The organism is Sphingobium trunci (assembly GCF_022664535.1).
In the GTDB taxonomy this organism is placed as follows: Bacteria; Pseudomonadota; Alphaproteobacteria; order Sphingomonadales; family Sphingomonadaceae; genus Sphingobium.
In genome coordinates, this window is the sequence record NZ_JAKUJY010000027.1 from 40,752 (window position 1) to 52,598 (window position 11,847).

Sequence of the window (11,847 nt, forward strand, 5' to 3'; positions counted from 1 at the left end):
CTTCATCTGGGCGCGTTCATGCGCCCCATATCGATCCATACCGGCGCCTGGCGCTATCCGGGCGCCTGGCCCGACGCCAATTTCAATCTGGCGCAGATAAAGCGGCTGATCCGGACGCTGGAGGCTGCAAAGTTCGATGCCTTTTTTCATGGCCGACCATCTCGCCATGCTCAACATGCCGAGCGATGCGCTCAAACCCAGTCATACCGTCACATCATTCGAGCCGTTCACGCTGCTGTCGGCGCTGGCATCGACCACCTATGATGCGCCCTTCCATGTCGCCCGGCGCTTCGTCTCGCTCGATCATCTGAGCGAAGGACGCGCCGGATGGAATGTGGTGACGACCGGCAACCCGGAAACATCCCATAATTTCGGCAGCGAGGAGCATCTGGCCCATGCGGCCCGCTATGCGCGGGCACGGGAGTTTTACGACGACGCTGCGCGATCACTTCGGCCTGCCGCGTCCGGAAAACCGCTTCTTCCAGCCGAACCCTTCTCACGCCGCAGCCGGTTAGGCACGGGATATTGTTATTTCGCTGCATAAGCCTTGACCAGATCGGTCAGGAAATCGCGGCCGGTATAGACCGCTTTTACGAGCGCGCGTTCGTTGAGACCATGCGTGCCATTTCCATCCGGATCGCCATAGAGGCCGGGGGGGCCGTATGACGGGATACCGACCGCCTCAAGGAAAATGCCGTCAGTGGCACCCGTCGACATCACCGGCACCAGCGGAACGTCCGGATAATATCTGGCGACCAGCGCCGCTGCGGGCGCGACGATCTCTTTCGTCAGCGGCGGCGATTTCGCCAGCGGGCCACGATCATCGGTCTGCGTCACGGTCATGCGCGGGTCGGCGATGGCCTTTTCCAACGCCACCCTCACCTCTTCCGCGCTGACGCCCGGAAAAATACGGCAGTTGATGTTCGCGCCCGCCCTTTGGGGCAGCGCATTATTGGCATGACCGCCATCGATCAGCGTCGCCACGCAGGTCGTGCGCAAAGTCGAGTGATAGCTCTTGTCGCGGTTGAGGACGGCCTCCGCCGCCTTGTTGCCCGGATCGGCCACGATCGCGCGCATCGCCCTGCCGACGTCATCATCGCGCGCGGCGCCGAGCTTGCTGAAAAAGGCGCGCGTCGTGTCGTTGAGCATCAGGGGAAATTCGAAATCGCGTATCCTGGCCAGCGCGTCGGCCAACTCATAAATGGCATTGTCGCGCACCGGAGCGGAACTGTGGCCACCGACATTGGTCGCCTCGACCCGGTAGTTGACCGCTGCCTTTTCCCCGACATGGATGCGCATTTCCTTGACCGTGCCTTGTCCGTCGGTGCGCCCGCCACCGCCTTCGTTGAGGGCGAAGGCCGCGTCGATCAGATCACGCCTGTTTTCCGCCAGCCATTTCGCGCCGTTGAAAGCCCAGCTCGTCTCCTCGCCGCAAGTCAGCGCCAGCTTGAGCGTGCGCCGGGGTCGATATCCTTCGGTCTTGAACCGGATCAGCATATCGACCCAGATCGCGTCCATCGCCTTCATGTCCGCCGTGCCGCGGCCATAGAAATAGCCATTCTCCTCGATCAATTTGTAGGGATCGCGCGTCCAGTCCTCCCGCTTCGCCGCGACAACATCCAGATGTCCCAGCAGCAGGATCGGCTTCAGCGTCCGGGATGTACCCGGCAGGATCGCGACCAGTCCTCCCTCCTTGGGATGGTCCGCCACCGCGAAGCGGGTGATGTCCCTGTCGCCGAAGCCGGCCGCGCGCAGCCGGGCGTCCACCTTGTCGGCCAGGGCCGTGCAGCTGCCGGTGGTGATGCTCGTGTCGGTCTCCACCATCTCCTGATAGAGTCCACGGAACGCCGCCTGATCGGGGCGTAGCGGCACATCGGCGGCTTGTGCCGCAACGGGAATGCAGACCAACGTCGCCCAGCCCAGTATCCATCGGCGTACCATCATCTTTTGCTCCCCATAGGATCCTGCCACACTGATGTCGCACCAGCCTCCTGGTCAAGGCCCTTCCCTTCCCGATCGGCCCTTCGGCGTCCTTGATACACGCCTGCCATGTTCCTATGGAGTTGTTCGTCCCGCAATGGCGGCGCTATGGACCGGCGCTTGTCCGCATGACATCCCATAGATCGGAACAGGCCACCATGATCCGCGATATTCTGAAGATGGGCGATCCACGGCTGCTGCGCCAAGCGCGGCCGGTGGAAGACGTCCGCGATCCCGCCTTGCGATCCATCATCGCCGACATGTACGAAACCATGAAGGCCGCGAACGGCGTCGGCTTGGCGGCACCGCAGATCGGGATCGATCTTCGCCTCATGATCTTCGGCTTCAACGCGAACCCACGCTATCCCGACGAGAAGCCGGTACCCTCGACGACGCTCATCAACCCGTGGATGGAGCTACTGACGGACGAGACCGAAGACGGATGGGAAGGATGCCTTTCGGTTCCCGGCATGCGCGGCCTGGTGCCGCGTGCCACGCGCATCCGTTATGGCGGCACGCAGGAGGATGGATCAGCGCTCGAACGGGAAGCAAGCGGATTCCATGCGCGGGTGTTCCAACATGAATATGATCATCTGGACGGCATCCTCTATCCCCGCCGTATCGTCGACCTGACCCGGTTCGGCTTCATCGATGCCCTGTTTCCGGACAGCCCCCTGGCCGCACTGGAAGAGGATTGACGGCGGCGGCACCCGGTTGCGGCCCGTCCGGAAGAGGCACGATGTCGATTTCATAAGCGATTTCCCAATTCTCAACGGAAATCCGGCCGTCTTCGTCATAATATCGCCGAACGATAGCCGCTTCGGAGCAGGATCATGATGGCCACCAACGCAATGGATGCGGTCTACGGCGACTATCCGCGCATGCGGGAACGGGCGCTGATCTCCGACGAGCGGCTTTACGCCGATCTCTGACCATCCTCATCGCGGGCGGTCCCGTGCCGTCCGGAACTTCCAAGGATCATGACAACATGGCGCACACCGTTTCGGAAAGCCTGACCGACCAGTTCCGCGAACTCCATGCCGAGCGGCTCCGCACCTGGGACCCGGAAAAGCTCGCCAAGAATATCGACCGGCGCGCGCGGCTGGTCGCCGACTTCGATCCGTCGAAGGTGGTAAAGGCCGGCGATCGGGTCGAACCGTTCGAGCTGACGGATGCCGACGGCGCGTCGCTCAGCCTCGATCAATTGCTGGCGGACGGGCCGGCGGTGCTGATCTTCTTCCGCTTCGCCGGCTGCCCGGCCTGCAACCTTGCCCTACCCTATTATGAGCGCCAGCTCTGGCCCCAACTCACCGGCACCGGCGCCTCGCTTGTCGCGATCAGCCCGCATCTTCCCGAACAAGGGTTGAAGGATATCCGGGACCGGCACGGCCTCAGCTACACGGTCGCAAGTGATCGCGGCAACGCGCTCGGCCGCCGTTTCGGCATCACCTTCGACCGGGATCTGGTCCCGGACGGACAACCGACGCCCGGCTGGATCGGGGCGCTGACCGGGACCGGTACGGCGGAATTCCCCCAGCCGGCCGTTATCATCATCGACCAGGATCGCACCGTCCGCTTCGCAGACGTCAGCCCCGACTGGCTGGTGCGGACGGAAGCTCCCGCAATCCTGGAGGCACTGGACCGCATCGAACGCAAGGTCCTGAGCTGATTCCATCGCAGCGCGCCCCGACAGGCGAGCAGGATTCTCCGCGACCGCTTCCCTTTCATCGGCAAGACCCTGAATCTGTTCGACGTCTATTCCGGTGCAATCGCCGTCGTGCCGACCCATAAGGATCCGGGCAATATGGCCTGTTCGCGGCCTTCGGCCCGACCGGCGGCTTCCATATGCCCGTTTGGGCATCAACTTCTGACCGGTACCATGAGAGGAACGGGATATGGACTTGGATCTGAAGGGCAGGCGAGCGATCGTCACCGGCGGCAGCCGGGGCATCGGCAAGGCGATCGTGCGGGCGCTGGCGCGTGAGGGGGTACGCGTCGTCCTCGCCTCGCGCGACCGGGTGGCCGGACAGGCAACCGCCGAGGAAGTGGCGCGCGAGACGGGCGGCGAGGTCCACGCCCTGTCCGCTGATACCCGCAGCGATGCGCAGGTCGATGCGCTGGTCGCCGGCGCGGCCGATCTGCTCGGCGGGCTCGACATCGTGGTGAACAATGCCGCGCGACCCGGCGCCGCGCCGGCCATTCCGGGCGTCGCGGGGGTGGAGTCGACTTATCTGCTCGAGGAGCTGGACACCAAGCTGGTCGGCTATCTGCGCGTGGCCCGCGCCGCCGCGCCGCATCTGGTCGCCAATGGCTGGGGCCGGATCATCAACATCAGCGGGCTTGCCGCGCGCAGCAGCTTCACGATCCCCGGCTCCGCCCGCAACGTGGCGGTAGCGGCGCTGACAAAGAACCTTGCCGATGAACTGGGACCCCAAGGCGTCAATGTGACGGTGGTCCATCCGGGCGCGACGCGCACTGAAAGGACGGCCGATATCGTCGCCCGCAAGGCGGCTGCCGATGGATTGTCGGAAGTGGAGGCCGAACGCGCCCTGTTCGGCCATTCGCTCGTCGGCCGGATTATCGAGGCGGAGGAGGTGGCCGATGTCGTCGCCTTCCTGGCGTCCCCGCGCAGCGTGGCGATCAACGGCGACGCGATCGCCGCCGGCGGGGGCACACGGGGTTCCATCCACTATTGACCGCGGCTCGTTGCCTCGGCGTCGTCCAGGGCCAGTCCATGGCCTCTATGGATCGCCGCTGCCTCTCAGCATATTCGCGCCGCCGCGGATTACCCGGCCGACGGCAGGGTGAAACCGGTACAGCCGCCCTGCCCGTTCGTGATGGTCGCATGGAGCCCGCACAGGCCATCGCCGCCGCGCACCGAGGCATAGGCGGAGGACAGTGTCGACAGGCCCGAAACGGCCGCCTCCAGCCCTTCGGCGCTGTTACAAAAATGGGCGCAGCCGGCGCAGCCTCCACCGGAGGCAGGCACGAGAGGGCGCAGCGCTCCGAACAGCCTCATTGCCCCAGCGTCGCCCAGTGGACGCCGAACACATGAACCGACAGCAGGTAGCCAAGCACGACATTGACCGCGACGCCCAGGGTGAAGACCGCGAAGGGCATGCGGCCGGCCGCGGCCAAGGCGCGGAAGCGAGTGCTCAGGCCGATGCTGAGGAAGCAGAAGATGAACGCCCAACTGCGCAAATCCTTGATCGGCGCGATCAGGCCTGGCGTCGCGACCTTGTTATAATCGGCGAGGCTATAGTGAGCGGTCGTCACGGTCACGAGGGCCGACGCGATGAAGAAGCCCAGCACGAATTTGGGAAAACGCCGCCAGATTTCGCGGACGTCCGCCGCGCTGCCGCCGGGCTGCGCCTCCCAGCGCGTCGTCGCGACGATCGCCAGCGCGACCGCCCATATACCGATCCACACGTCGCGCCCGATGACCTTGATGAGCGTGAAGGCCTGTAGCGCCTGATCGGCCGTGCCGGCGATGCCGTCAACCTTGCCGGCGAGGCCGCCATAGGCCTGCGCCGCCGCGATACCCGCCGCATCGGCGAATTCGGACGTCCCGATCCAGGCACCAGCAATACCGGTCGGCAGGCCCAGCAGCCGCGCCGCGAGCGGCAGGGCGAAGATCATCGCGATCGCCCATAGGATCACGGTCGTGATGGTGACGGCGACATGTTCCTTCTTCGCGCCCACAGCGCCGGCAATGGCGATGGCAGCCGACACGCCGCAGACCGCACCGCCCACGCCCAAGGTCGCCGCGAAGCGCCGGTCAAGCCCGAAGCGCACTGCCGCCCAGTAGATGACGGAAAAGGTGACGATCGACACGATAGACGCCTGCAATATGGCAACGGGGCCCGCGAGCGCGATCAGCGAAAAGGGAACCGTGGCGCCGAGCAGAACGATGCCGGTCTTGACGAAAAATTCGCCTCGGAATCCCGTTGCCAGCACCGCCGGCACCCCGCCCAGATTGGCGATGACCAGCCCCAGCAGCAGCGCGATCAGCGGCGGCTCCAGATTGTAGCGTGCCGCGCTTTCCCACTGGCCAAGAACGAAGATCGCGCAGGCAGCGACATAGAGTAGCGTGAAGGCCGGAACGAATTGGCGAAGGCGCAATCCCATGACCGAAATCGCAACGGAAAAGGCGGTAAGCCAGAACAGGAACAGAGCGATATATCGCCACCCGTTCATGCCGAAATCGCCGGCGACTTCGGACAGGCTCTTCCATTTGGGCGGCACCACCGCCAACCAGCGTAGGGAGCCGCCGTTCCAGAACAGGAGCGTGCCGACTATGACGATCGACAGGCCGATCCAGATCGCCCACCAATCCTCCTTGCGCCAAAATTCGCTGCCGCCTGAAGGCGGCGCGGCGCTCCGCGCGGGATCGGTCGTCATCACAAGCCCCCTGTCCTATGTCCGACGCTCAGAAGTCCGCTAGACCGCGCCCAAAGACAAGCGCAAATCCGCCGGGCATCTATGAGAAATGCCCCCCCTTTTCAGGAAAGGACGACGGCGCTGCGGCGATTGGTGGTGGTTCCAAGGTCCGGCCGGTGGGCGTGGCATCATGAGTGACTCCCTGGCCCGCAAAAGGGCAGCGTGCCAGGGTGAGGTGATGTCAGAGATCGGCCGACAGGCGCACATACCAGAAACCGCCTAGCACCCCGAGCGGCGATGCGTCGGGATAGATGAAGCCGCTGGCCGGGCCGCCGGACGTGGGATAGATCAGACGGGTCTCGCGGTCGGGATAGTTGTCAAAGATGTTTTCGGCCCCTGCCGCGATGCGGAACTTGTCCGCCACCTTCACGCCGACCTCCAGATCGAAGGAGAGTTCGGCGCCGAAGCGCTTGTCGCCGCCATTGCCGGTGGTACTGGTTCCGGTCTGGTTGCTGGTGAACTTCCCGAAATAGTTGGCGCGCGCGGTCAGATCGAAAGCGCCGATCTCGGCCGTCTGGGTGAAGACGGCGCGCCAGCGGGGAAGCAGCGTCTCGATGTCCCGCTTGCGCACGTCGTCGATCAGTGGCCCGCTGCCGACCGTGCGGCGATAGAGCAGCTTCGTGCGGTTGTAGTTGACCGCGAGTTGCGACGACAATCTGGCCCAGCCCGGATTGGCGCGGTAGCTCGCCACGACGTCCGCGCCCTGCGTCCGCGTGCCGAAGCCGTTGGTGAAATATTGCACCGCGCCCAGCGATGCCGCATCGACCACGCCCAAGGCGGTCAGTTGCGTCCGGTCCGCATCCGTAACGTTGAACCGGCTGGTAAGGCCGATCCGGTTCGTCACCTTGATGTTGTAATAATCCCAGGTGACGGTGAAGGCCGGGCTGGGCGTCAGCACCACGCCGCCGCTGAAGTTCACCGATTCCTCCGGCGTCAATGCGGTCGCGCCATAATATTTTGCGGCGGGATCTTCAGGCGACAGCGTCGCGACCTGCACCGGATTGGACCCGACGAACGTCGTCTGCAGGTTGCGCAGATAGAGCTGCCCCGGCGTCGGCGCGCGGAAGCCGGTGCTGGCCGCGCCGCGCAGGGCGATGGCATCGCTCAGCGCATAGCGCGCAGTGGCCTTGACATTGGTCGTGCCGCCGAAGTCCGCATAATGCTCGTAGCGCACCGCGCCGCCCAGCGTGAACCGCGACGTCACATCGACTTCCAGATCGAGATAGGCCGCATAGCTCGCCCGCGACCGGTCGACGATCGAGGTCGGGCCATATCCGGGGAAGCCGTTCGAACCGACCGGATGGGTGACCAGAAAGGTCGTGCCGTCGGTCCTGCGGACCGTCTGGATCGCATAGACGCCCTGTTCATAGGAGGCCTTATCCCCCGCACCGATCAGGAAGCTTTCGCGTCGCCATTCGAGGCCGCCCGCGATATTGAGCGGGCTGGCGAGGCCGATCTCCACCGGATAGGTGAGGTCCAGATTGGCGTTGAGTTCGCGCTGCTCCAGCGAGCCGGCATAAAAGCTGGTGGGCGTATCCGGCCCGAGCGACGGGTTGATCGTGTCGGAGATATAATATTTGATCCGGTTCTGACCGTAGCTCAGGCTCGCGTCATATTTCAACCCGAACCCGGTTTCCCCGCGATAGCCGCCGACCGCCGACAGGTCGGTATTGGTGCTGCGGAAGCGCGGCGTGAAGCCATTGGGAAACAGGCTCGCATTGTCCCATGTCCGGCCATTCGCATTCCATGTGCCGTCGGCATTGCGATCCAGATAGACGATGGCGATGGACTTGCCGAGCGTCGTGGGTCCGGCCGGGCCGGTGACGGGCACCGCCACCGGACGGCGATAGTTGAAGTCGATCACCTGATTGGAATGGCCGTAATTGCCGAAGAAATAGAGCGTGTCCTTGTCGCCCAGCGGCAGTTCGGAATTGACGAAGAAACGATAGGCTTCCGTGTCCGGGCTGCCGAATTTCGTTACCGGCTGCTTCACGTCATAGCCCAGCGATTTCAGCACCACGGCGTCGGGACGCTGCACGGCGCGGTTGGTGTCGTTGGCGTTCACATATTCGGCTGTCAGGTTGATAAAGCCGCCCTGTTCGCCCAGCTTCAGCCCCAGATTGCCGGATAGCTGGATGTCGCGCCCGTCCCCCTTATAATATTCGCCGTAGCGCGTGGTGAGACGCAGACCCTCCGCATTGCGTTTGAGCCCGAAGTTGAGCACCCCGGCGATCGCGTCCGACCCATATTGCGCGGCGGCACCGTCGCGCAGCACTTCGACGCGCTCGATTGCGGCGGCCGGAATCTGCGAAAGATCAGCGCTCTGCGACCCGGCGGCGAGCGATCCGCCGCTGACCTGCACCAGCGCCGAACGGTGAACGCGCTTGCCGTTGATCAGCACCAGCGTCTCGTCCGGCGGCAGTCCGCGCAGCGTCGGCGGGCGAACGAAGGCAGACCCGTCGAACAGCGCGTTGCGCTGGAGATTGAAGGAGGGCACGAGATTCTTGATCGCCTGCTTGATATCACTGGTGGACTGGCTGGCGAGATCGGCGGCGGAAAAGACATCGACCGGCACCGCCGATTCCGCGACCGTTCGATCCGTGCGACGGGTGCCGGTGATGATGATGGTGTCGCGCCCCTGTTCGTCTCCGATAGCGGCAGCGGCCGATTGCGACGGCTCCTGCGCGTCCGCGGCCTGAGCGAGCACCGCCGCCGCCAGGGCCGTTCCGGCCCTGACCCACAATTTCAACGATGTCATGTCTATTCCCCCTGTCAGCTTTGGTCCTGCGACCGATCCGTCAGCATCTCTTTACGGGATGGACGCGATACGGCCGACGCTCTTTCTACTAAAATGATAGAGAAAGCTGACAAACGAGTATTCTCAATAGGTTCGCCATTGCAGAACAACATAGAAGCGCGACGATATCGGTGACCTGGGCTCAGGCCTTGTGCTTCGGGCAAGTCATTGAGCAGAGCCGTTGCGCCGATATCATAAACGACTGCCATCAACGCTTGCGCACGAACTCCGCGCGCAGCACAAGGCCCTTGATGCCAGGATATTTGCAGTCGATTTCCTGAGTGTCGCCAGTCAGGCGTATGGCGGGGATCACCGTGCCGCGCTTGAGCGTCTGGCCCGCCCCCTTCACATCAAGGTCCTTGATCAGCGTCACGGAGTCGCCATCGGCGAGCAGATTGCCAACCGCATCACGTACCTCGATCGCGTTCTCCCTGGCGTGTTTGGCGGCAAGTTCCGACGCGGGCAGCCACTCGCCGCTCACCTCGTCGTAAACATAGTCTTCGGTATCTTGCGACATGGTCGTTCTCCATCCTGCCCGCACCAAGCGGGCCGTGTTTATTCAAGCGGGCATCGTGCTCGACGACCTGCGGATCGCCGCCGCCAGGTTCGTCACCCGTTCCGCACCTGCAAAGCGCGGTCGGGCGCGAGCCAGGGCCTGCCATACCGGACGCGGCATGTCCGAAAGGATGACGCGGGTGCCTGCGTGGCGCGCATGATCGACGAAAGTTTCCAGCACGTTGATGCCGGAGGAGTCGATGTAGGGCACCCGGTCGAGACGAAGAATGATGGCATGGGGCTTGTTGCCGATGCGCGTCAGGGCGTCGAGCATTTCGTCAGCAACACCAAAGAACATCGGACCGGCGATCCGGAAAACCTCTACCCCCGCCGGCAGTGCGGTACGCTGGGCTGGGTCCTCCAAACTCTCGTCTTCGTCGAGGATGCCGGTCGCGTCGCCCATCCGCGCCATGAACAGCAGCGAGGCGAGCGTGACGCCGACGCCGATCGCCACCGTCAGGTCAACCAGCACGGTCAGCGTGAAGGTGAGGAGCAGCAGCGCCCGCTCGCCCTTGTCCATACGCGGCAGTTCGGCAAAGCGCTCGGCCTCGCTCATGCCCCAGGCGACGATCAGCAGGATCGCCGCCAATGCCGGCATCGGCACATAGGCCACCAGCTTCCCCGCCACCAACAGGATCGCCAGCAGAAAAGCGGCGTGCAACATGCCGGCGACCGGCGTCCTTGCGCCGGCACGGATGTTGGTGGCCGTACGCGCGATCGCGCCAGTGGCGGGAAGGCCCCCGAAGACGGCCGAAGCAAGATTGGCGATGCCCTGCCCCACCAGTTCCTGCCCGGGCCGATGTTTGTAACCCGTCATGCCGTCTGCCACCACGGCGGAGAGCAGTGCCTCGATACCGGCGAGGAAAGCGATCGTGAATGCCGAGGGCAGCACCGCCCGGAACGTTGCGAAGGAAAGCATCGGCAGATGCGGTTCCGGCATGCTGGTCGGCATGTTCGGAAAACGATCGCCTACAGTCTCGACCGGCAGATGAGTCAACGCCACGACCATCCCGGCAGCGACGATGGCGATCAGATAGCCCGGCAGGCGCGGGTTGATGCGCCGCAGCGCGATGATCAACCCCAATGTACCCAGGCCGACGCCGAGACTGGCCCAGTTGATCGTGTCCAGCGCACCGAGATAGGCTGCCCATTTTCCGATGAACTCGGCCGGAAAATGGCTGGCGCGCAGCCCCAGAAAATCACCGACCTCGCTGGACGCGATGATGACGGCGATCCCGGCGGTGAAGCCCGTCACCACCGGCAGCGGCACGAAGCGCATCAGCCGGCCAAGCCCGGCATAGCCCGCCGCAACCAGAATGATGCCCGCCAACAGCGTCGCGGCCACCAGCCCGGCATAGCCGTGCGCGGCGATCACACCGGCGATCACCACCACGAAGGCCCCGGTTGGACCGCCGACCTGCACGCGGCTCCCACCCAGCGCAGAGATCAGGAAGCCGGCGATGATTGCCGTCACCAGCCCCTTGTCGGGCGAAGCACCCGAGGCAATGGCGAGCGCCATCGACAGCGGCAGCGCGACAATGGCGACGGTCAACCCTGCCAATGCATCGGCGCGCAGGCGTTGAACATCATAGCCGTCGCGCCAGGTGGTAAGCAGCTTGGGGGTGAAGGCAAGCGGCAGCGCCACGGTCAGGGCTGTTCCCGCCGGGATGTCGGCCGCCGGTCATAGGGAAGCGAAGCGTTGCCCACGAAGGATTGGCCAGCCTGCGTCTCGCGCAGCCGCACCCCCCGCCCGGTCCCCGTGGACGGCGCATGTTCGCCGAGGATCTCGATCCCCGCGCCTTCCAGCGCCCTGATCAACTTCATCAGCTTGTCGACGGTACCGCGCACCTCGCCGTTGGAAGCCTCCATCCGCTGGATCGTCGGCAGCGAGACCCCCGCCATCTCTGCCAGTTGGCGCTGGTCAATGCCAAGCAAAGCCCTGGCTGCGCGGATTTGACTGGCAATAAGCATCCATGATTCCTGATGTTTCAAATATCAGAAATGATGCACAAACCAAAGTGGCTATGTCAATGCCAATGGCGACTCTTAGGGCGAAGACCCCGATCAAGCGGGCA

At 64.2% G+C, this 11,847-nt stretch carries 11 protein-coding genes; 4 read left to right on the forward strand and 7 right to left on the reverse strand.

The genetic code is table 11. The features are described from left to right. Positions 1–136 precede the first annotated feature (136 nt). Positions 137–544 carry an LLM class flavin-dependent oxidoreductase gene (locus MJ601_RS18495; protein ID WP_242129156.1) on the forward strand — a complete coding sequence of 136 codons (408 nt, stop codon included), beginning with the start codon at positions 137–139 and terminating at the stop codon, positions 542–544. On the opposite strand, the gene MJ601_RS18500 is transcribed toward MJ601_RS18495, so the two are convergent. Beyond that, entirely contained in the window at positions 529–1,944 is a 1,416-nt protein-coding gene (locus MJ601_RS18500; RefSeq protein WP_242129158.1) for a M20/M25/M40 family metallo-hydrolase, read from the reverse strand. The genes MJ601_RS18495 and MJ601_RS18500 overlap by 16 nt on opposite strands. A gap of 194 nt (positions 1,945–2,138) precedes the next feature. Between MJ601_RS18500 and def the strand changes: the two genes are divergently transcribed. The 3 genes from def to MJ601_RS18515 all read left to right on the forward strand — a co-directional run bounded on the left by def (position 2,139) and on the right by MJ601_RS18515 (position 4,676). Further along, complete coding sequence (gene def / locus MJ601_RS18505) at positions 2,139–2,678, forward strand: peptide deformylase (protein WP_242129160.1); 540 nt, start codon at positions 2,139–2,141, stop codon at positions 2,676–2,678. 290 nt (positions 2,679–2,968) lie between these two features. Then, positions 2,969–3,649: a peroxiredoxin-like family protein gene (locus MJ601_RS18510; RefSeq protein WP_242129161.1), complete on the forward strand. Its 681-nt coding sequence runs from the start codon at positions 2,969–2,971 to the stop codon at positions 3,647–3,649. Positions 3,650–3,875: 226 nt separating this feature from the next. Then, the gene (locus MJ601_RS18515; RefSeq protein ID WP_242129163.1) at positions 3,876–4,676 is read left to right on the forward strand and encodes an SDR family NAD(P)-dependent oxidoreductase; all 801 of its coding nucleotides are present in this window, start codon (positions 3,876–3,878) and stop codon (positions 4,674–4,676) included. An 89-nt stretch (positions 4,677–4,765) separates the two neighbouring features. Here the strand turns inward: MJ601_RS18515 and MJ601_RS18520 are convergent, their stop codons facing one another. From MJ601_RS18520 to MJ601_RS18545, 6 genes are all read right to left on the reverse strand, one after another. Continuing rightward, positions 4,766–4,999 (reverse strand): hypothetical protein, encoded by a 234-nt coding sequence (locus MJ601_RS18520; protein WP_242129165.1) that lies wholly within the window; start codon positions 4,997–4,999, stop codon positions 4,766–4,768. Further along, a complete protein-coding gene (locus MJ601_RS18525; protein WP_242129167.1) occupies positions 4,996–6,381 on the reverse strand; it encodes a YeiH family protein in 1,386 nt (461 codons plus the stop codon). The genes MJ601_RS18520 and MJ601_RS18525 overlap by 4 nt, the downstream gene beginning before the upstream one ends. A gap of 220 nt (positions 6,382–6,601) precedes the next feature. Continuing rightward, positions 6,602–9,178: a TonB-dependent receptor plug domain-containing protein gene (locus tag MJ601_RS18530; RefSeq protein WP_242129169.1), complete on the reverse strand. Its 2,577-nt coding sequence runs from the start codon at positions 9,176–9,178 to the stop codon at positions 6,602–6,604. Positions 9,179–9,425: 247 nt separating this feature from the next. After that, a complete protein-coding gene (locus MJ601_RS18535; RefSeq protein WP_242129171.1) occupies positions 9,426–9,734 on the reverse strand; it encodes an alkylphosphonate utilization protein in 309 nt (102 codons plus the stop codon). A 42-nt stretch (positions 9,735–9,776) separates the two neighbouring features. After that, a complete protein-coding gene (locus tag MJ601_RS18540) occupies positions 9,777–11,417 on the reverse strand; it encodes a SulP family inorganic anion transporter (protein ID WP_242129173.1) in 1,641 nt (546 codons plus the stop codon). A gap of 2 nt (positions 11,418–11,419) precedes the next feature. Then, complete coding sequence (locus MJ601_RS18545; RefSeq protein WP_242129175.1) at positions 11,420–11,743, reverse strand: helix-turn-helix domain-containing protein; 324 nt, start codon at positions 11,741–11,743, stop codon at positions 11,420–11,422. Positions 11,744–11,847: the final 104 nt, after the last annotated feature.